General features: G+C 67.3%; 17 protein-coding genes. 6 read left to right on the plus strand and 11 right to left on the minus strand.

The window, feature by feature from the left end; genetic code table 11:
• Positions 1-3: 3 nt before the first annotated feature.
• The 5 genes from ABD024_RS02060 to ABD024_RS02080 all read right to left on the minus strand — a co-directional run bounded on the left by ABD024_RS02060 (position 4) and on the right by ABD024_RS02080 (position 5879).
• Positions 4-1857, minus strand: coding sequence for a M1 family metallopeptidase (locus tag ABD024_RS02060; protein WP_343849115.1), 1854 nt, complete (start codon positions 1855-1857; stop codon positions 4-6).
• Positions 1858-1924: 67 nt separating this feature from the next.
• Positions 1925-2566 carry a glutathione S-transferase family protein gene (locus tag ABD024_RS02065; protein WP_343849118.1) on the minus strand — a complete coding sequence of 214 codons (642 nt, stop codon included), beginning with the start codon at positions 2564-2566 and terminating at the stop codon, positions 1925-1927.
• Positions 2567-2655: 89 nt separating this feature from the next.
• The gene (gene pip / locus ABD024_RS02070) at positions 2656-3609 is read right to left on the minus strand and encodes a prolyl aminopeptidase (RefSeq protein WP_343849120.1); all 954 of its coding nucleotides are present in this window, start codon (positions 3607-3609) and stop codon (positions 2656-2658) included.
• 34 nt (positions 3610-3643) lie between these two features.
• Complete coding sequence (acpA, locus tag ABD024_RS02075) at positions 3644-5344, minus strand: acid phosphatase (protein WP_343849122.1); 1701 nt, start codon at positions 5342-5344, stop codon at positions 3644-3646.
• Between the two features lie 25 nt (positions 5345-5369).
• Positions 5370-5879 (minus strand): Lrp/AsnC family transcriptional regulator, encoded by a 510-nt coding sequence (locus ABD024_RS02080; RefSeq protein ID WP_343849124.1) that lies wholly within the window; start codon positions 5877-5879, stop codon positions 5370-5372.
• 125 nt (positions 5880-6004) lie between these two features.
• On the opposite strand from ABD024_RS02080, the gene ABD024_RS02085 reads away from it, so the two are divergent.
• Both ABD024_RS02085 and ABD024_RS02090 read left to right on the plus strand, forming a co-directional pair.
• Positions 6005-6934, plus strand: coding sequence for a DMT family transporter (locus ABD024_RS02085; protein ID WP_343849126.1), 930 nt, complete (start codon positions 6005-6007; stop codon positions 6932-6934).
• 10 nt (positions 6935-6944) lie between these two features.
• Positions 6945-7244, plus strand: coding sequence for a cupin domain-containing protein (locus tag ABD024_RS02090; RefSeq protein WP_343849128.1), 300 nt, complete (start codon positions 6945-6947; stop codon positions 7242-7244).
• A gap of 7 nt (positions 7245-7251) precedes the next feature.
• Here the strand turns inward: ABD024_RS02090 and ABD024_RS02095 are convergent, their stop codons facing one another.
• From ABD024_RS02095 to ABD024_RS02120, 6 genes are all read right to left on the minus strand, one after another.
• A complete protein-coding gene (locus ABD024_RS02095) occupies positions 7252-7866 on the minus strand; it encodes an FmdE family protein (RefSeq protein ID WP_343849130.1) in 615 nt (204 codons plus the stop codon).
• A 13-nt stretch (positions 7867-7879) separates the two neighbouring features.
• Positions 7880-8146 carry a DUF2249 domain-containing protein gene (locus tag ABD024_RS02100; RefSeq protein ID WP_343849132.1) on the minus strand — a complete coding sequence of 89 codons (267 nt, stop codon included), beginning with the start codon at positions 8144-8146 and terminating at the stop codon, positions 7880-7882.
• Between the two features lie 119 nt (positions 8147-8265).
• A complete protein-coding gene (gene ubiE / locus ABD024_RS02105) occupies positions 8266-9036 on the minus strand; it encodes a bifunctional demethylmenaquinone methyltransferase/2-methoxy-6-polyprenyl-1,4-benzoquinol methylase UbiE (protein WP_343849134.1) in 771 nt (256 codons plus the stop codon).
• Positions 9037-9081: 45 nt separating this feature from the next.
• Positions 9082-11799 carry a glycerol-3-phosphate 1-O-acyltransferase PlsB gene (plsB, locus tag ABD024_RS02110; RefSeq protein ID WP_343849136.1) on the minus strand — a complete coding sequence of 906 codons (2718 nt, stop codon included), beginning with the start codon at positions 11797-11799 and terminating at the stop codon, positions 9082-9084.
• A 31-nt stretch (positions 11800-11830) separates the two neighbouring features.
• Entirely contained in the window at positions 11831-12763 is a 933-nt protein-coding gene (locus tag ABD024_RS02115) for a hypothetical protein (RefSeq protein ID WP_343849138.1), read from the minus strand.
• A 283-nt stretch (positions 12764-13046) separates the two neighbouring features.
• Complete coding sequence (locus ABD024_RS02120; protein WP_343849140.1) at positions 13047-13943, minus strand: 5'-nucleotidase, lipoprotein e(P4) family; 897 nt, start codon at positions 13941-13943, stop codon at positions 13047-13049.
• Between the two features lie 129 nt (positions 13944-14072).
• Here ABD024_RS02120 and ABD024_RS02125 point away from each other — a divergent pair, with 129 nt between their 5' ends.
• The 4 genes from ABD024_RS02125 to ggt all read left to right on the plus strand — a co-directional run bounded on the left by ABD024_RS02125 (position 14073) and on the right by ggt (position 20940).
• Complete coding sequence (locus ABD024_RS02125; protein WP_343849141.1) at positions 14073-15104, plus strand: AI-2E family transporter; 1032 nt, start codon at positions 14073-14075, stop codon at positions 15102-15104.
• Positions 15105-15214: 110 nt separating this feature from the next.
• Positions 15215-16117, plus strand: a complete 903-nt coding sequence (locus tag ABD024_RS02130; protein WP_343849142.1) for a LysR family transcriptional regulator — start codon at positions 15215-15217, stop codon at positions 16115-16117.
• Between the two features lie 399 nt (positions 16118-16516).
• The gene (locus ABD024_RS02135) at positions 16517-19006 is read left to right on the plus strand and encodes a TonB-dependent receptor plug domain-containing protein (protein WP_343849143.1); all 2490 of its coding nucleotides are present in this window, start codon (positions 16517-16519) and stop codon (positions 19004-19006) included.
• 161 nt (positions 19007-19167) lie between these two features.
• Positions 19168-20940 (plus strand): gamma-glutamyltransferase, encoded by a 1773-nt coding sequence (gene ggt / locus ABD024_RS02140; protein WP_343849144.1) that lies wholly within the window; start codon positions 19168-19170, stop codon positions 20938-20940.
• Positions 20941-20969: the final 29 nt, after the last annotated feature.

The following is a 20969-nucleotide window of genomic DNA, read 5'->3' on the forward strand; positions in this document are numbered from 1 at the left end:
CGGTTACTTCGCCTTCTTCGCCTTGGCGATGATGCCTTCGACCACCTGCTGGGTCAGCGGGTGGTAGCCGGCCCTGGCCTTGGCGTAGACCTGCTCGGCGTAGGCCAGGCCTTCCGGCGTTTTCACGAACGCCTTGTACAGCGGCGTGGTCAGGTAGATGCGGCCGATCCGGGTCATGTGCTCGGCGGCGGCCGACCACGCGGACTTGTCGCCGGCGGCGATCGCGTGGCTGTACCAGCGCATGCCGATCTCCGCGTTCGGCGTGCCGGTGAGGTGCCAGGCGGCGTCGAGTTCCTGCATCTTCGCCAGCGGCGGCGCATCCGGCAGGCGATCAAGGAAGTACATCCATTCCTGCGTATTCCAGCCCTTGGCGTCGAGTTTGCCGGCGGCCAGCTTGCCGGCGAGGAAGTCGCTGCGTTCGCGGTCGATCGCATTGAAGCGCGGCGAGTCGGGCAGCGGCGCATCCTGCGGGATGCCTTCGCCGTAGACCCAGGCTTTCACCTCGTCCCAGCTCATCTTGCCGGGGTACTTCTCGATCAGGTTCGGCTTCATGTAGTCGAGCATCTGTTCGGTGGTGATGCTCTGGAACGCGAAGTGGTGGAAGTAGCCCTTCAGGTACGCGTCGAAGTGCTCGCGGCCGAAGCGCTGCTCCAGCGTGCGCAGGAACCACGAGCCCTTGTCGTAGGCCACGTCGGACAGCGCATCGTCGGCGCCGATGCCGCGCGGATCGGGCGCCAGTTTCTGCGCGTTGGCGGCCATCGCGCCGATGCTCTTCTGCAAGGCGCGGGCGGACAGCAGCGCCTCCTCGTCGGCCAGCGCCTTGCCGTACACCGCCTCGGTGATGCGGCCCTGCACGTAGGTGGTGAAGCCCTCGTTGAGCCAGATGTCGCGCCAGGCGGCGCTGGTCACCAGGTTGCCCGACCACGAGTGCGCCAGCTCGTGCGAGACCAGCGAGACAAGGCTCTTGTCGCCGACCAGCACGGTCGGCGTGGCGAAGGTCATGTTCGGGTTTTCCATGCCGCCAAACGGGAACGACGGCGGCAACACCAGGATGTCGTAGCGGCCCCAGGCGTACGGGCCGTACAGTTTTTCGGTGGCGGCGATCAGCTTCTCGGTGTCCTCGAATTCATGTGCGGCCTTGTCGACCACCGACGGCTCCGCATAGACGGCCGAACGCGGCCCGGTTTCCTTCACCGCGAGGTCGCCCGCGCTGATCGCCAGCAGGTAGGACGGGATCGGGTGCGGCTGGTTGAACGCGAACGCGCCGTCCAGCGGATGCTTCGCGTCGTTGATCGCACTCATCACCACGCGCACGTCCTTCGGCGCGGTGACGCGGGCGTCGTAGGTGAAACGGATCGCCGGCGAATCCTGCAGCGGCACCCACGAGCGCGCATGGATGGATTCCGACTGCGAGAACATGAAGGGCAGTTTCTTGTCGGCCGTCTGCGCCGGGGTCAGCCACTGCAGGCCGGACGCTTCGGGCGAGGTGGTGTAGACGATGCGCACCTGCGCGGGATGCTTCGGCGTGGCGATGGTCAGCTTGCTGCCGAGCACCTTGTCGCGCGGGGCTAGCGCGTATTTCAGCGGCGTGGCCTTGCCATCGGCGGCCAGTGCTTCGACCTTGGCGATCTTCAGGTCGCGCGTGTCCAGCACCAACGACTGCGCCTTGGGATTCTTCCAGTCCAGCTTCAGCGTGGCCCGGCCGTCGAGCTGCTTGCGCGGAAAGTCGATCGTCAGGTCCAGGTCCAGATGCGTCACGCGCACCTGCTCGGGCTGGGCGTAGGAGTTCGGGTCGTTGGCGTACGCGGCCAGCGGCAGCAACAGCGTGCCGAAGGCGAGGGCGGGCAGCAGGCGCATGGGGAAGTCTCGGGCCGGAAAACCCCAGTATGCCATTGCCGTCGCGGCGGGCGCCCGTGACGAAAGCTCAGGGCAGTTCGTTGACCGAATGCGGGTCCATCGCGTACGGATACATCTCGGCGAGGAAACCCGGCTGCGCCTCCACCCGCGCCACCCACGCACGAAATTGCGGATACGCCTGCAGCGACAGCCCGGCTTCCTCGGCACGGCTGGCGTACGCGAACAGCGCGATGTCGGCGATGCCGTACTCGTCGCCGGCGATGAACGGCCGCGTCGCCAGCTCGCTTTCCAGGATGCCCAGCGTGCGCACGGCGGCGGCGCGTTTCGCCTGGATCATTTCCGCCGAACGGCGCGCCAGCTTGCCGGTCAGCGTCCAGTGCCGCAGCGCGCCGATTACCGACTCCACCCGCTCCTGCTCGAAGCACAACCATTGCAGCACCTTGGCGCGCCCGAACGGATCATCCGGCAGGTATTGGGTGCCGTCGGCGAGATACATGAGGATCGCATTCGACTCGGCCAGCACGCGGCCGTCCTCCAGCTGGATCGCCGGCACAGTGCCGGTGGGATTGATCCGCCGGTAATCGGCACTCTGACCCTCGCCCTCGAAGATGCTCACCGGCACCGTGCGATACGGCCGGCCGAGATGATGCAGCAACTGGCGCACCTTCCAGGCGTTCTGCGAGGGCAGGTAGTCGAACAGGGTGAGCATGGACGGCTCCGCTGGTGGTGTGTGCCCAGTGTGGTCGCGGTGTTTCCCCGCAACCATCCGATTCTTGCGCCCGATTCGCGGGCGACTGCTCAGCAGTACCGGTCCGCCAGCCGGTCGGTGGCTTCCACCAGCTGATCCACGATCGCCGGGTCGGTGGCGCTGTGGCCGGCCAGCACCACGTGCAGGTGCGCTTCGGGCCAGGCCTGGCCGAGGTCGTACGCGCTCGCCATCGGGCAGATGATGTCGTAGCGGCCGTGCACGATGGTGGCCGGGATGTGGCGGATGCGCTCGATGTCGCGCAGCAGTTGGTCGGGTTGCAGGAAGATCGCGTGGCGGAAGTAGTGTGCTTCCATCACGGCCAGGCTGACCGCCTTGTGCGGATCCTCGAAATCGCCGCCGGCGTCGGGATCGTGCAGCAAGGTGGTGCTGCCGCCTTCCCACGCGCTCCACGCCTGCGCGGCGGCGAGCCGGGTCGCCTCATCGTCGCTGGTCAGGCGGCGCCAGTAGGCGTCCAGCATCGAGCCGCGTTCCTGCTCGGGGATGAGGGCGAGGAAGCGCGCCCAGCGCTCGGGGAAGATCTGCGCGGCGCCGCCGTCGACCTCGTTGAACCAGCGCAGTTCCTGCGGCCGGCCCAGGAAGATCCCGCGCAGCACAAGGCCGAGCACGCGCTCGGCATGTGTCTGCGCGTAGGCCAGTGCCAGGGTCGAGCCCCACGAGCCGCCGAATACCACCCAGCGTTCGATCTCAAGTTGCTCGCGGATCGCCTCGATGTCAGCGACCAGGTGCCAAGTGGTGTTGTCGGTGAGCTCGGCGAACGGGGTCGACTGCCCGGCGCCGCGCTGATCGAACAGCACGATGCGATAGCGCGCCGGATCGAAGAAGCGGCGGTGGTAGGCCGACAGGCCGGCGCCCGGGCCGCCATGCAGGAACACCACCGGCAGGCCGGCGGGGTTGCCGCATTCCTCCACGTGCAAGGTGTGGATCGCGTCGACGGCGATGCGGTGGGTCCGGTACGGTTCGGTCTCGGGGTACATCTCGCGCATCAAGGGCATCCTCGGGTAATTGGTGGAAAAGGCATCAGTCGAATTGCAGCGCGGCGGTGAGGTCACCCGGTGGCGGGCCGCCGGCGGCGATCATCGCTTCCTCGCGCAGCGTCAGGCCGGCCAGCTTCTGCAGGCCGAAGCGGCGGCTGATGAAACGCAGGATCGAGCCGGTGTCGTAGATGGTGTGGTCGACGTGACCTTTTTTTGCGAACGGCGACACCACCAGCGCGGGGATGCGTGTACCCGGCCCCCAGCGGTCGCCCTTGGGCGGTGCCACGTGGTCCCACCAGCCGCCGTTCTCGTCGACGGTGATCACCACCAGCATGTTCGGCCACAGCGGGCTGGCCTGCAGCGCTTCGATCACTTGCGCCAGGTGCCGATCGCCGGCGTCCACGCTGGAATAGCCGGCGTGCATGTTGAGGTCGCCCTGCGGCTTGTAGAACGCCACCGGCGGCAGCGTGCCGGTCGCCGCCGCGGCAAGGAAGCGGTTGCTGTCGGCGCTGCTGCCCACGCCGGCGTCGCGCAGATGCTGCCGGCGCGCCGGCGTGCCGGGCGCGAACTGGCGGAAATAGTTGAACGGCTGATGGTGCACCTGGAAGTTCGGCACTTCCGGAAACGCGCGATGGTCGCCATCGCCATGGCCATCCAGCGCGAGCTGCCAGCCGCCGGCGTACCAGGCCCAGTCGACGCCGGCTTCGGACAGCGCGTCGCCGATGGTGCGGTGGGTCTGCGCGGGCAGGGTGCTCGGGCTGTCGGGATCGGCGAAGCGCGGGTCGCGCTTGTCGTGGCCGAACGCCGGCGCGTGGGCCGGGCCCATCGTGTTGACCGCCCAGAAGTCGGGGGTGAGCGCGTCGCGCGCGGCGAACTTCGCACGCCCCTGCATCGCGCTGGCCGGCGAATCCTCGGCCAGCTTCGGGCGGATGCCGGTGGGGTCGTCGCCTTCCACTTCGGCGATCTGGAATTTCGCCGGGCCGCGGTCCGCGTGCGGATAGAACGGCGGCTGCGCCGCGGCGAGGTACTGGTGGTTGAGGAACGAGCCGCCGAAGGCGCCCATGAAGAAGTTGTCGCACAGGGTGTACTGGCGGGCGAGCTGCCACAGCCGCAGGTTCGCCGCGCCGTCGGTGTAGTGGCCCATCACCATCGCGCCGGTGTTGCCCCAGGCGACGAAGCCGTCGTTGCGGCCGCCGTTGATCTGCAGCTGGTTCTCATAGAAGCGGTGCACCAGGTCGCGGGTGATCACGCCGTGCGGCAGCGGCGCGCCGTCGGCGGCGCGCAGCCCGAACGGGCGGTTCGGCAGGTCGGTGATCGCGTGCTCGTCGAGCTGGTAGCGGCGGCCGTCCACCACCTGCGCGTGCGGCGCGAGTCCGCCCCAGACCGGCGGCAGCGACGCCAGCAGGCGGCCGTCGCGGTCGCGCTGGCGGTAGGCGGGCGAGTCGAGCGCCTGCAACGGCTGGGCCAGGCCGGGGAAGCCCGCGAACAGGTTGTTGAAGCTGCGGTTCTCGGCGTACAGCACCACCACGTGCCGGATGTGGCGGCGCAGCTGCGCGTCGAGCATCGCGTCGGTGGCTGCGGGTGCCGGCGGGCGTTCGCCGAACGGCTTGCAGCCGCCGAGGGTGAGCGCGGCGCCGGCCAGCGCGATGCCGCCGAGCAGGCGCCGGCGCTCGGGGTCGGGCGGTGCGTCGGCCGGCGCCTCCGGGAGCCTGTTCTTGTCGGACTTGTCGTTGTCGTCGGTCATCGAAACAGTCGGCAGGGGAAGGGGATCAATCGTCCGACATGGCGCGCGCAGCATTCCACATCGCGCGGGTCAGCGGGCGGTTCTCGTGCGGCGTCTGCAACACGATCAGGGTGGTGGTGCTGGTGCTGGCGCCGGTCTTCAGCAGTCGGTCGAGCACGGACTCGAGATGGCCGATCGACATCGCCACCACATGCAGCAGGGCCGAATCCTCGCCGGCCAGGCGACGGCATTCGAGTACCTCGGGGATGTCTTCCACCAGGGCGCCGATGCGCGCGCAGGTGATGCCGTCGCAGCGCAGCCGGATCATCGCGCTGATGCCGTAGCCGAGCCGCTTCGGGTCGACCGTGGCGCGGTAGCCGCTGATCACGCCGGCTTCCTCCAGCCGCTTCACCCGCTCGGCCGCCGCCGGCGCGGACAAGCGCACCTTGCGGCCCAGCTCGGCGTAGCCCAGGCGCGCATCCTGTTGCAGCGCTTCCAGCAGTTGCCAGTCCTTGCCGTCCAGCTCGGGCCTGGCTTCGGTGACTTTCGATTCCACGGCGGAATACCTCGTCGATTGATTCGATCGCTGGTGAAACATCATGAAAACGATTCGGTGCATTATTCCGCGGCGCGACCGGCAAGACTAGGATGCGCACTTCCCCGCTGAAGGAATCCGTCCCCATGGATACCGTTGAACGTCTCGATGGCCGTGCGCTGCTGGCCATCGCGATTGCCCTGCTTACCTGGTCGTCGGCCTACGCCGCGATCGCCTATGCGTTGCCGTCCTTTACTCCCGGCGAGGTGGCGTTTGCGCGGCTGCTGATCGGCTCGCTGTGTTTTGCCGTGTTGCTGCGGGTGAAGCGCGTACCGCTGCCGGCGCGCCGCGACTGGCCGCAACTGGCCTTGCTTGGCGTGCTTGGCCTCACCGTCTACCACCTGTGCCTGAACTACGCCGAGACGCGGATCGCCAGCGGCACCGCCTCGATCCTGATCTCGCTGGTGCCGGCCGCCACGGCGGCAGTGTCGGCGTTCTGGATCGGCGAGCGACTGACGCTGCGCACCTGGATCGGCCTGGCGCTGGCCCTGGTCGGCACGGTGCTGGTGGTGCTGGCCAGCGGGCAGCGGGTGGAGGTGGATCCCCATGCCTTGCTGGTGCTGGTCTGCGTGGCCGTCTCGGCGATCTTCTTCGTGGGCCAGAAAGCCCTGTTCGCGCGCAGCAGCATGGTCGGCGTCACCGCGTTTGCGATGTTCGCCGGCACGCTCGGCGCGTTGCCGTTCGGCTGGCATTTGCCGCAGGCGCTGGCGGCGGCGTCGTGGTCGCACATCGGCGCGCTGCTGTGGCTGGGCATCGCGCCGACCTTCATCGGTTACCTCGCCTGGAACATGGCGGTGAACCGCGCGTCGGCGTCGCAGGTCAGCAGCTTCATCTACCTGTCGCCGCCGATCGCGCTGCTGATCGGCTGGCTGTGGCTGCACGAGGTGCCGAACGCGCTGATCCTGATCGGCGGCGCGGTCACCATCGGCGGCGTGGTGCTGGCGAACGCGCGGCGGCGTGCCGTGCCGGCAGCGATCGTCCCGGTCGCTCCGGCCGAGGCGTGCGAGCGATGCTGAGGGGCGCGTGATGGATCGTCTTTTCGACTTGGCGCGGCAGGCCGCGCAATTGGAACAGGCTTGGCGGTCGAAGCGGCTGGCGCGCGTCGGCGACGCCAGCCTCAAGCTGATGCGCATGGATGCGCAAGCCTATCCGGACGAGGTGCATGCGTACGCCGAGGGACTGCTGGTGCTCGACGGCGAAATGCACCTGGACGTGGCGGGCGAGGCAGTCACGGTGATTGCGGGCCAGCTCTACATGGTGCCGGCCGGCGTATCCCACGCGGTTCGGCCGGGCAGCCACGGAACCCTGCTGATCGTCGACGCTTGAACGGCGCTCAATTCAGCCGGGTGAGCCGCAGCACCTGCGGGTCGTCGGCATGATCCAGCAGCAAGCGTTGCACGCGGCCCTGCCAGGCCTGCGCGAAGGCCGCGCGTTGCTCCGTCGTGGCGCCGGGGTGAAGCGCGGCGACCATCAGCTCGCGCAGGTTCGGCGCCGACGGTACCGCGGACAGGTCCAGTTCCACCGCCACGGCAGCGCCGTTGTCGCGGCGGCTGAACTGCACGGCGGTGGCGCCGGACGCGGCCGAGAAGCCCAGCAGCGACTGCCGCACGAAGCGGCCGCCGATGCCGTGGAAGCCATTGCCGGCGGCGGCGCCGGTGATCAGGGTCAGCACCTGCGCGATGACGCCGGTGACGCCTTCGTCCTCGGCGGCCGGCATGCGCACCGCGATGCCGCCGCGCTCGGCCGGCTCGTCCGGGTACAGCGCGTGCAGCGCCGTGCGTGCCATCAGCCAGGCGCCGGCCACGGTGGGACAGGAGTGTCCGGCCAGGCGCACCGCATCGATGTAGGAATATTCCAGCAGGCCGTCTTCGGCGGCGCCGAGAAACGCGGCCAGCGGATCGCGCATCCGGATGCGCGGTGCCTGCTCGTAGAACGCGGGATAGTTCATGCGCCGGGGTCGCTCACTCGACCGGCAGGCCGGTGATGCCGAAGTCGATCATCACTGCGTCGGCATCGCGCTGGCGATAGGTCACCGTGAGGTTGTCGCCGAGACGCTCGCGCAACTGGGCGATCAGCGGGATCGGATCGTGGTCGTTGACGAAGCGCATCGTCTCGCCCGAGCGCAGTACGCTGATCGCCCCGAAGATGGCCGAGTGGCGGAAGCGTCGCGCCACGCCGCGCGCGTCGAAGAGGTGCACGTTCTGTTCGGAAACGATGTCGATGGACATGATGCGGGCTCGCAGGAAAGGGAGCCCAAACATACGCCGCACCGCGCGGCCAGCCACTGATCTGGATCAGGGCGGCGGCAATGACGCCTCGACCGCAGGCCGATGCTGCAGACGGGGCGCTAGAACTTGTACGCGCGATGGATCGCCACGACACCGTTGGTGAGGTTGCGCACCTCGACGCGGCCGAAGCCGGCGCGTTCCATCATGCCTTTCAGGGTTGCCTGATCCGGATGCTTGCGGATCGACTCGGCCAGGTACTGATAGCTGTCGGCGTCGCCGGCGAACAGCTGGCCCAGCTTCGGCAGGATCTTGAACGAGTGGAAGTCGTACAGCTTGCCGAACAGTTCGTTCTGCACGCGCGAGAACTCCAGCACCAGCGCGCGGCCGCCGGGCTTCAGCACGCGGCAGATGTCGGCCAGCGCCTTGTCCTTGTCGGTGACGTTGCGCAGGCCGAACGCCATGGTCACCGCATCGAAGCTGTTGTCCGGGAACGGCAGCGCCTCGGCGTTGAGCTGAGCCCAGCGCAGGCCGGCCACCAGGCCGCGGTCGGTGAGGCGGTCGCGGCCGACGCCGAGCATCGCCGCATTGATGTCGCCGACCACCACCTCGCCCTCGTCGCCGACCACCGGTTTCATCAGCGCGGCAATGTCGCCGGTGCCGCCGGCGAGATCCAGCACGCGGTCGCCGCGGCGCACGCCGCTGATCGCAACGAAGTGACGCTTCCACAGCCGGTGGATGCCGAATGACATCAGGTCGTTCATCAGGTCGTAGCTGCGTGCGACCGAGGTGAATACCTGGCCGACCAGCTTCTGCTTGTCGCCGACCGGCACGTCGCGGAAGCCGAAGTGGGTGGTCGGGTCCGGCGTGTTCTTGGGGGAGTGTTCGCTCATGCCTGCATGCTACCGGGTGACCGGCCGTGTTCGGGCCGGCATGACTTAGAGGGGAAGATCGGATTGCCTGGGTTGTTCGGCGGCATCGGTATCGGTACCGGCATCAACGGCGGCATGCGCGTGCACCTCGTGTTCGGCATCGACGTGCCGTCGGTGCAGGTCCGCGCTGGAGGCGTCCGCAGGTACTTCGTCAGCGCCGCGACGCGTCGGCGTGGCCTGCGGCGGTGTCGCGGTCCCGGGCACGTCCCCGCTCGGGGCTTCGCCCGCGACGGATTCCTTGTCGTTGCCGCCGGGGGTGATCTTCAGGATCGAATGGCGCACCTCGCGCGACAGGATCACCCGCGCGTCGCGCACCATGCCTTCCAGTGCGGCGTCGTAGTCGAGCTTGCCGGCGTCGTCGGTCCACACGATGCGGCGCTCGCGCAGCTTCTGGATGAAGCCGCGGAACAGCGCCTTGTCGAAGAATTCCGGCGCGGACAGTTCGTTGAGCAGGGACAGTCGCTGCGCGGTGAGCGTGCAGGCGTTCTCGAGTTCGGCGCCGCTCATCGTGTGCGGGCCGTTCTTGGCCAGCGCGGCGATGGTGATGTAGTAGCGCTCGAACGCCTGGATCAGGCTGCGCGCGATCACCTTGAGCTGGAAGGCGCCGTCGTCCTGGCCGGGGCTGCGCTCCAGCACGCGGCCCTCGCTGACCGCTTCGAGCAGGCCGCGGCGCACGAAGAAGTCGATGGTCGCCTGCAGTTGTTCCACGAAGCCATCAGCATCCCACGGCAGGAACAGCTCGCCCTGGATGAACGGGTAGATGATCCGGCCCAGCCGCAGGATCGAGGCGCGCGACATGCGCCGGTTGTTGAGGAAGCAGCAGGCCACCCACGCGGCGGTGGCGGCAAGGTGCAGCACGTTGTTGCGGAAGTAGCTGAGCAGCACTGCGCGTTCGCCGGTGGCGGTGAGCACGTCGCCCAGCGGGTGCTGCACGCGCTGGATCCAGCCCATCTGCTCGCCGTAGGCGATGATCGCGGCCGGGTTCATCGGGGTCAGCGTGACCCGGTCCGAATACGGCAGCTCCTCCAGCATCGTCTTGCTCAGCTCAAGCTGGGTCAGCAGGTCGCTCTCGGCCATCGCGTGCTTCGGCGTGGCCAGCAGGGCCAGCGCCAACAGATTGATCGGATTGACGTCGGCGGCGCGGTTGATGTTGATCTGGATCTGCTCGGCGAGGCGGTCGGTCACCGCGTTCAGCCACTCCGGCTTCGCCTCGGGATCGGCGCCGGCGGCGCGCCAGTCGGCGCTGGCCGCGTCCAGCAGCGGGGTCAGCTCGATCGGCTCGCCGAAGTTCAGCGCCACGTGGCCATAGCGCTGGCGCAGCACCTTCAGGCCGCGCAGCAGGCCGATCAGCGATTCCTTCTCCTTCGGCTGGCCGCTGAGTTCGCCGATGTAGGACTTGCCCTCCATCAGCTTCTCGTAGCCGATGTACACCGGCTGGAACAGCACCGGCCGGCGCGGCGCGCGCAGGAATGCGCGCACCGTCATCGCCAGCATGCCGGCACGCGGGGCGAGCAGGCGGCCGGTACGCGAGCGGCCCCCCTCGATGAAGTATTCCATCGGCACGCCGCGGTCGATCAGCTGCGCCACGTACTCGTTGAACACCACCGAGTACAGCGCGTTGCCCTTGAAGCTGCGGCGCAGGAAGAACGCGCCGCCGCGGCGCAGGATCGGACCGATCACCGGCAGGTTGAGGTTCACGCCTGCCGCGATGTGCGGCACCACCACGCCGGACACGTGCAGCTGGTAGCTCATCAGCAGGTAGTCGGCATGGCTGCGGTGGCAGGGCACGTAGATCACTTCATGGCCGGGCGCGGTGGCGCGTGCCTTGTCGAAGTGGTGCATCGAGATGCCGTCGTACAGCTTGTTCCAGAAGTTGCCGAGCAGGAACGAGGCCGAGCGCACCACCGGGTGCGAATAATCGGCGGCGATCTCCAGCGCCAACTGGTGCGCCTTGCGCCAGGCCTTGGTGTGGCTGGTCTTTTCCTTGGCGGCGCTGGCGGCGATCGCCGCGCGCACCGGTTCGGCATTCAGCACCGCGTCGACCACGGTGCGCTTGTGCGACAGGTCCGGCCCGATCACCGCGGCGCGGATGCGGCGGAAGTGGGTGCGCAGTACCCGCGCGACCTTGCGCGCGAAGCGCTCCGGGGTGATCCCGCCGGATTCGTCCAGCATCAGGCGCAGCGATACCGGCGCGGAGAAGTGCACCACGGTGTCGCGCCCGTTCAGCAGCAGCGCCAGCATCCGGCGGAAGCGGCCGACCATCACCCAGTTTTCCGAGAACAGCACGCGGAACCAGCCGCTGTCGCGGCTGGGCGCGCGGCCCACGTAGATCGACACCGGCACGATCTGGATGTCGCGCTCGGGCATGCCTTCCAGCGAATGCACCAGTTGCCGCAGCGGTTCGTTCGGGTTGCGCTTGCGGTTGCGACCGAGCAGCCTGCCGTCGCGCCGGGCCAGCGCGAATACCGAGCGCCGCCGGCGGGTGCCGGCCAGCGGCTGCATCGGATTGGGCAGGCCGGCTTCGCGGCAGGCACGCTGCAGGATCAGCGCATCGGAAAAACCATCGCGCTCGATCACGTAGCAGACCGGCACGCCGGCCTGCAGCAGGCTGGTCGGTTCGGCCGGGTCGCGGCGAATGCGCACCCATGGCTGCAGCAATTGGCCGGCCAGGTTGAACCACCAGGGGGCGCGTTGGCGGGCAGGGGAGTCCGCGGTGGTAGTCATGTGCATCCGTCCATTCTAACGGTTGCTTCGTTCAGTCTTTCGTTACGACGCTGCCGGCGCTGGTGGCGGGCGCGCTGGCGATGGCCGCCTGCTGCAGCTGCAGGTGCGACCGGCGCGCGTTCTGCAGCAGGTCCTCGCTGTACCAGCGGCCGTCCTCCTGCACCAGTTTCGACTCGGTCGACAACGACTTGCCGAGCAGGGTGTAGTCGACCTTCACCACGGCGTGGCCGTTGCTGTTGGACACAGGGGTGAGCTTGACCGAGTTCAGCGTGTTGTCCACCGACAGGCCGTAGATCGCCAGCAGCTGCTTGAGGCCGCCATAGGCGGTGGCGTACTTGCCCATCGTGGTGTCGAAATCCATCGCGCGCATCTGCTCGGGACTCTTCAGGTCCAGCTTGCGCGCCGCCGCCACGGCCACGCCGACCGCCTGCTTCGCCCTGGCCTGGTCGAACCACGGCGTCTGTTGGGCCCACGGCAGCAGTACGTCGAGCATGCCGCCGGCCTGGGTCTTCTGCGTCTCGCTGAGGGTCCGGCTCTGCGCGACGGCGCTCTTCAGCATGGCGTCGCCGATGCTGATCAGCACCGGCAGCTGGTCCTTGTACTGCTGTTCCATGGTGACCAGCTTCGGTTGCAGTTCGGCGTACAGCTGGTTCTCCGCGTCCGGCGCGGTGAGCTTTTGCATCGTCTCGTTGAAGCGGGCGCGATCCTCGGCGCTGATCGGCTGCGCATCCCGCTGCTGGAGTTGCCAGTCGGCGCGCATGTTGGCGTAGTCGGCCGGCGGCAGCGTGTGCTTCCACAGGCCGTTGAAGTCGCCGGCCTTGAGCAGGTCGACCGAGGCCTGCAGCGCCGTTTCCGGCGTGCTGCCGCCCGGTTGCGCGGGATCGTCCTTGCCGTGGCAGGCGCCCAGCAGCAGTGCGGCGAACAACGGCAGCATGGCGTGGCGAAGAAGGGAGGGGAGGCGCATCGGGGACTCTCGCGGTGGAGGGTGGCGGGCCAAGGTGATCGCGCAGGGTAAGGGTCGCGGCGACGTCGAAACAAGGGCGAGGCGCAAGTTTTGGCGATGCCATAAAAGAAAACCCCGCGGGCACGGGGCCTCGCGGGGAAGTCCGGCAGAGCCGGAAGGGAAATGGCCTTGCCTGCAAAGGTTTTGGTCAGCAGGTGTTGGCAGGCGAAATATTACTTGTTCGTTAAAGCTGAGGCAATACTTTTGTTTTGTATTGCAATCTGATGTTTCATATAGAAATTTATCATTGGGCATGCAACGCATCGATCTTCTGTCGACGCCGTTGCTCGGACGCGGCGCTCCAGTCGTTGTTGAACAGCGCCGGTTCCCACGAGCCGTAGGTGGGATTGGGCAGCACGAACCAGCGCGTGCCGATCCACGGCAGGTAGTCGGCGACGGCCTGGCGGCGGCCGTCGGCGGTATTGGCGAGGACGTCGACGAAATCGCCGATCTGGTCGCCGAACTGCATCAGCACGCGGTAATGCTGCGCGACCAGCTGGCGGCGGCAACCCTTCTCGCTGCCGGCCTGCTCGCAGCCTTCGACCACGGTGCCGAGGCCCAGGAACGATTGCGGGCCGCTGACCGGAAACCCGGCCTTGCGCAGGTTCGCCAGGGTGGCCTGGTCCAGGTCCCTGGCGCGGTTGGAAATGTAGATCACCTCGACGCCGTGCTTCGCGGCGAACCGGGTGAACTCGACCGCGCCGGGCAGCGCGCGGGCGCTCTCCTCGCGGCACCAAGCCGCCCAGTCGGCCTCGTTGTATTCGTGGTTGCCCTGCACCATGCGCGCGGCGAACGGCGAGTTGTCCAGCACGGTTTCGTCGATGTCCAGGATCACCGCCGGCTTCAGGCCCTTGAGCGGGGTGGTGCGGTCGCCCTTGCCCAGTGCGTCCCAGTGCTTGTCGTGCAGCGCGGCCAGCAGGCGCGCCTGGGCGTCGCGATAGGTCTGCAGGTAGATCAGGTCGTGCTCGATCGCGGTCTGGCTCCACGCCACGGCATTGAGGTTGTCGTTGGCAGCGACGGCGGCCGGCGCCGTCTGTGCAGTCGGCGTGGCTGGCGCCACGGCCACCGGTTGGTGCGGCGTGGTGGCACAGCCGGCCAGCAGGGCGAGCGCGAGCAGGGTCGTGGGCAGGCGAAATGGCATCGGGAAATCCTTGCGACAAGACGAGGCGAACAGTGAACGGAGTTTACGACAGCCCTGTGGCAGGGCTGGCAGCAAGGGCGGGCTGCTGACAGACTGGCGGCCCCGCACCCACCCACGGCTTCGTTCCGCATGGATTCTCCCTTGCCCGCCCTGCGCGAGCTTTCGCCGACCGTCCGTTACGCGAGTTACCTGCTGACGGCCGCGGCTCTGCTGCTGATCGTCGAGATCCATCTGCTGCCGGCGCTGCTGGCCGGCCTGCTGGTGTTCGAGCTGGTGCAGGCGATGGTGCCGCTGCTGGGCCGGCGCATTTCCGGCGACCGCGCGCGGGTGGTGGTGGTCGCCGTGCTGGGCGCGTTCGTGGTGGGCTTGCTGATCCTGCTGATCCTGGGTGCGATCAGCCTGTTCCACAGCGAGATCGGCAATCCGCAGCTGCTGTGGCAACAACAGCTGATGCCGTTGGTGGAGAAGGCGCGCCAGCAGCTGCCGCCGATCCTGGTGAACAACCTGCCCGACAGCGTCGACGACCTGCGCGTAGGCGCGATCGAGCTGGCGCGCAAGCATGCGGCCACTCTGCAGCTGGCCGGCAAGGGCGCGGTGCGGGTGTTCGTGCACATCATCATCGGCCTGGTGCTGGGCGCGATCGTGGCGCTCAGCCGGACCCGGCCGGCGCACCAGATGGGGCCGTTGGCGGGGGCGCTCAGCCTGCGCTGCCAGCGCTTGGCCGAGGCGTTCCACAACATCGTGTTCGCGCAGATCAAGATCTCGCTGATCAACACCTTGTTCACCGCGATCTTCCTGCTCGGCGTGCTGCCGCTGATGGGCATCCACGTGCCGCTGGCCAAGACGCTGGTGGTGGTGACCTTCGTGGTCGGCTTGCTGCCGGTGGTCGGCAACCTGATCTCCAACACCGCGATCGCCATCGCGGGGTTGTCGGTCTCGCTGGGCGTGGGCATCGCCGCGCTGGTGTTCCTGGTCCTGATCCACAAGCTCGAGTACTTCCTCAATGCACGCATCGTCGGCACGCAGATCCGTGCCCGCGCGTGGGAGCTGCTGGTCGCCATGCTGCTGATGGAAGCCGCGTTCGGCCTGTCCGGCGTACTCGCCGCGCCGATCTACTACGCGTATCTGAAAAGCGAGCTGGAAGCCGAGCACCTGCTGTAGCTGCCGCTCGTGAGTGGTGTCGGGCATCCATCGCGGGAGCTTGCTTCGCAACAGAGCCTATGGTGCACTCGGGCACCATCGCCGTCGTGGCGCAAGGGGCGAAATCCGGCATGCGTCTGCGCCATATCGAACTGTTTCACGCCGTGCTGACCACCGGTAGCCTGACCGGTGCGGCCGACCTCCTGAATATCTCGCAGCCAGCCGCCAGCAAGGCCTTGCAGCACGCCGAACAGCAACTCGGCTTCGCCTTGTTCAGCCGCGTGCGCGGGCGTCTGCAGCCGACCCAGGAGGCGCTGCTGTTGCGCCACCGCGTCGAGAAGATCATCCAGGACCTGCACGACCTGCAGCGGCTCACCGCGAACATCGGCCGGGCGGAAAGCTATCCGTTGCGGGTGACGTGCACGCCGACCCTGGCGCAGGCGCTGGTACCCGACGCGACCACCCTGTTGCGCAAGGCTTTCCCGGGCACGACCGCGGAACTGTTCACCCAGCACTCGGCGGAGATGTGCGAGTCGCTGATGCTCCACGAGGCCGACATCGGCCTCACGCTGCAGGACGCCGGCCACCCGGGGTTGCGCCAGGAACCGCTGTGCCACGGTCATGTCATGGTCATCGCGCCGCCGGGCTGGTGGTCGGCCGCGGAGCTGGCGCAGCCATTGCCGGTGGCCGCGCTGGCCGGCCAGCCCATGATCGGCATCGCCATGCAGGACGCGCTGGGCCGCATGCTGCAGAACCATCTGACCCAGGTCGACCCGGCGCCGCAGACCTCGATCTGGGTGCAGACCTATCAGCTGGCGTATTCACTCGTCGCGCAAGGCGAAGGCCTGGCCCTGGTCGATCCGTTCACGGCGTCGCGGGGCAGGGGGGAAACCGTGCAGACCCGTCCGCTGAAGCTGCAGCTGGACATCGTGCTTTACGCGGTCTACCGGGTGGACAGTCCGCTGAACCCGGTGCAGAAACGTTTCCTCGACCTGGTGCGCCAGCTTGCCCGGCAGATGCTGGCGCCGGCCTGAAGCGAAGACATCGCGCCCGCCCGTTCGAGACTGAGGCGTCCACAACCTTCAGTTATGCCAAGTGCCGGTCTTTTCATTGGTGGCTTTCGCATGCCTGTGTCTATGCTCAACCTCGTGCTGCGAGGGGGAACGAATGTCCGATCGAAACACGTCGCCACCATGTGCAGAGTCGGCCTGCGGGACAAGACCGTACCGCAGTGCCTTGCAGCCATGCCGGCCCGTGCTCTCGGTGGCGATCGCCACGCAGAACGGTGACACCACGATCGCCAGCGGGGACTGGTTCGCGGTCGAGGCAGATTTCGGGAACATCTACTGGGGTACATCCGTCGACGGGCAAAGCCATGCGAGCGCTGTGGCCTGCGGCGGTCTTGTTGCGGCAAAACACTTGGGGGGAATTTCATGAACAAGCGTCCCGGTCGGATCACTCCGACCTTGCTGGCTGTTGCGGTACTGCTTGCACTCACCAACATGGCGGCGGCGCAGAATGCGAGCCCGCCGACATCGGGCGATGCAACGGCCACGACACCTGCCGCGACACCGGCCAAGGCGAAGAACCTGGGCCCGGTGGTGGTAACCGGCACACGCGCCGGCAACCGCACGGAAAGCTCATCGTTGACGCCGATCGACGTGATCTCCGCCGACGTTTTGAAACAGACCGGCACGATCGACCTGACCCAGGCGCTCGCGCGCGCCATTCCGTCGCTGAACTTCCCGTTTGCGCCCGCCTCGGACACCTTCGCATTCCAGCGACCGTTCCAGTTGCGTGGCCTGTCGCCGGACCAGGTACTGGTGCTGGTGAACGGCAAGCGCTGGCACTCCGGCGCGCTGTTGCTGAGTCTGGGCCAGATCGGTCAGGGCTCGCAGGGCATCGACCTCAACACGATCCCGATGTCCGCCATCGACCATGTCGAGGTGCTGCGAGACGGCGCCTCGGCGCAGTACGGTTCGGACGCGCTGGCCGGCGTCATCAACATCATCCTGAAAAAAGGCGCGGAAGGCGGCAACGTGCAAGCCACCGGCGGGCAGTATTCAGCCGGTGACGGCCGGCAATGGCAGGGCTCGACCAGCTTCGGTTTCCCGCTCGGCGGCGACAAGGGCTGGATGCGCTTCGCCATGGAGAAGAGCAACCAGAGCCCCGCCAACCGCGCTGGCGTGGACCGCCGGCCCGGCTTCACTCATCTGGGTCCGAAATTCAGCTACGGCGTGGTGTCGTTCAAGAATCAGAACCTGTTCCTCAACACGCAATACGACATCACCCCCGGGGTGGAGTTCTACGCGTTCGGGCACTACGGACGCCGCGTCGGCGAGCCGCGCGGATTCTTCCGCTACGGCACCAACACCCCGAGCCCGAACAACGCGCTGATCGGACTGGTCTACCCGGACGGCTTTCTGCCGAAGGAGCACGGCGTCTCGATCGACCGCTCCCTGGTCGCCGGACTGCGCGGGGCGGTGAACGGCTGGCATTGGGACGTCAGCGCGAACTACGGCGGCAACCGGGTTTTCTACAGCACCCTCAACAGCACGAACTATGCCTGGCTGAATGATTTCGGCAGCAGCCCCACCGACTTCCACGATGGCACCCTGACGGCGACGCAGCAGACCTTCGACATCGACATTTCCAAGGAGATGGCCGTCAGCTGGCTGCCCAATCCGGTGACGGTGTCCTTCGGCACGCAATGGTTGCGCCAGGCCTACAACGTCGAGGCAGGCGAGCCGGCTTCGTACTATGTCGGCACGTCCGGCGTGCGCGGCGGCGCCCAGGGCTTTGCCGGCTGGGGGCCGCAGGACGCGATGTCGGTAGCCCGGACCGACATCGCCGAGTACGTGCAGCTGGAAACCAACCTCACGGACAGGCTGGGCGTTTCCCTCGCAGCGCGCCACGAGGATTATTCGGACTTCGGCACCACCACGTCCGGCGCGCTGTCGGCGCGTTTCGACTTCACCGACACGTTCGCCTTGCGTGGCAGCGCCTCGAGCGGCTTCCGCGCACCGACGCTGGGGCAGCAGCATTATTCGGAGACCACCTCGGCCTCCTTCGGTGCCGGCAACTCGCTGGGCCTGCCGCCGGGCATCTACCTGCGCGGGCTGGTGCCGGTGGACAACCCCATCGCCAGGCTGCTCGGCAGTGAGCCGTTGAAGCCGGAAAAATCGCGCAATTACACGTTCGGCATGGTGTGGAATCCGACCGATGCGCTCAGCCTGAGCATCGATGCCTACCAGATCACCGTCAACGACCGCATTGCACTGTCGAGCACGCTTTCCACCTCAACGCCGGCCGTGAAGGACTATCTGGCCGCCAATGGCGTGGCCAACCTGCAGTACAGCGGCATTTCCTACTTCACCAACGCCGGCAGCGTACGCAGCCAGGGTATCGACTGGGTATCCAGTTACAGCAGCGACTTCGCCAACGGCGGTTCGTTGATGACCACGCTCTCGGCGACCTACAACAAGAACAAGGTCACCGACGTTCGCCCGAATCCCGCTGTGCTCGATTCGCTGGGGGCCATCTTCCTGCGCCTCAACCGCAGCGCCACGAAGGGCCTGCTGGCCGACACCGCGCCGCGCAGCAAGGTGATCCTGACCGAGACGTACAACCTGGGCCGCTGGGGCGTGACGGCCACCGCGACGCGCTATGGCCGCATCACCACGTACGGCTCGACCAGCTACCTGGACGATCAGGTGTATCCGCACAAATGGCTGATCGACCTGGCGGCGAACTACAGCCTCGACAATTGGACGTTCACCGTCGGCAGCGACAACGTGCTCAACACCTATCCCGACAAGGTGCGCCAGAACAGCGACCAGAACGGCGCGTTCCCGTATTCGTCGAGCTCGCCGTTCGGCTTCCAGGGCGCGTTCGTGTACGGGAAAGTCCAGTACCACTGGTAGATCCGGTCAGCGCTGACGCAGCGAAAGCTCCGGCCCTTGCCGGGGCTTTCGCTGCGATACGCAGACAGCCACGACCGTCAGTCATGCAACGCGGCGGTCTTTCATGGGTAGCCGCCGCCTGCCTGTAACCATGCTCGACCCATCCCGTGGAGGGTGAACGAATGTCCGATCGAAACACGCTGCGACCCCTTGCCAAGCCTGCCGGCCGGACGACACCGAACCGCCGCACGTTGCGGTGGTACCGCCCCGTCCTGGTGGTGGCGATCGCCGCGTTCAGCGTGCTGGCGTACGCACAGAACGGCGCGGCACCCCGAACCGCGACAACAGCCACCGCCGCGATCGCCAGCGCGAATGCCCTGGCCACCGAAGCCGGTTTCGAAACCCTCGCCAAGGGTGGCAATGCGGTCGATGCGGCGATTGCGGTAGCCACGTCGCTGTCGGTGGTGCAGCCGGAAGCCTCTGGTATCGGCGGCGGCTTCCTGGCCCTGATCCACGATGCGGCCACCGGCAAGGACACCTTCATCGATGCGCGCGAAATGGCGCCGCAGGCCGTCAGCGAAGCCCACTATCTCAATGCCGATGGCACCCCCAACCGGGATGCCTCGGAAAACGGTCCACTCGCCGCCGGTATTCCCGGCATGCCGGCCGGTCTGGCGTACATGGCCGGCAAGTACGGAAAACTGCCGCTGGCGACGTCGCTGCAGCCGGCGATCCGGCTGGCCGACGAGGGCTTTCATCCCACCGGCGCGCTGGTCCGTTCGATCGGTCGCAAGGCTGAGGTGCTGGGCCGCTACCCGGCCTCGGCCAGCAAGTTCCTGCCCGGCGGCAAGGCGCCACAGGAGACCGGCATCTTCCGCGATCCGGGTCAGGCCGCGACGCTGAAGGCCATGGCTGCACGAGGGGCCGATGGTTTCTACAAGGGCGCGGTAGCGAAAGAGATGGTCCGGGCGGTCAAGGCCGCCGGCGGCACCTGGACGCTTGCCGATCTGGCCAGCTATCAGGCGAAGGAGCGGGCGCCGATCGAGCTCAATTACGCCGGCTACAAGGTGATCACCGCACCGCCACCGTCCTCCGGTGGCGTGGCCATTGCCGAAATGTTGAACATCATCGCGCCGCTCGACCTGAAGAGCTTCGACGAGGCGCATCGCATCCATTACCTCGTCGAGGCGATGCGCCGCGCCTTCCGCGATCACAACCAGTATCTGGGCGATCCCGATTTCGTGAAGATGCCGCTGGATATGCTGCTCTCGCCGTATTACGCCGATGGCCTGCGCCAGAGCATCCTGCCCGACCAGGCCACCAAATCCGCCTGGTTGCCGTCGGTGAAGGCGAAGAGTCCCGGCATGCACACCACGCATTACTCGATCGTCGACAAGGACGGCAACATGGTGTCGATGACCGCCACGGTGAACACCACCCTGGGTTCGAGTTTCGTTGCCGGCAAGACCGGCGTGCTGCTGAACAACGAGATGGACGATTTCGCCCTGGTGTCCGGCCAGCCCAATGCGTTCGGCCTGCTTGGCGGCACCGCCAACGCACCGGTCGGCGGCAAGCGGATGCTGTCGTCGATGTCGCCCACCTTCGTCATCGGCAAGGATCGTCTGGCCGTGATCGGCTCGCCCGGCGGCTCGACCATCATCACCCAGGTGTTTGCCGGCATCCTCGCCTTCATCGACGGCAAGAACGCCGGCGAGATCACCGCGCAGAAGCGCATCCACCATCAATTCATGCCCGACCGCGTCGACATCGAATCCGGCAGCGACATTCCGGCCGACGTGCTCGCGAAGCTGAAAGCGATGGGCTACGAAATCAACGACAGGGAATCGTGGGGCAACATGAACGTGGTGGTCTGGGACAAGACGACCGACGTCAAGACGGCGGCCAGCGATCCGCGCAACCCCAACGGACTGGGCAAGGTCAAAACCATCCATTGAGGCCCGGCCGTCCGGCCGGCATGGCCGAC

It is taken from the genome of Rhodanobacter soli, assembly GCF_039523495.1.
Classification (GTDB): domain Bacteria; phylum Pseudomonadota; class Gammaproteobacteria; order Xanthomonadales; family Rhodanobacteraceae; genus Rhodanobacter; species Rhodanobacter soli.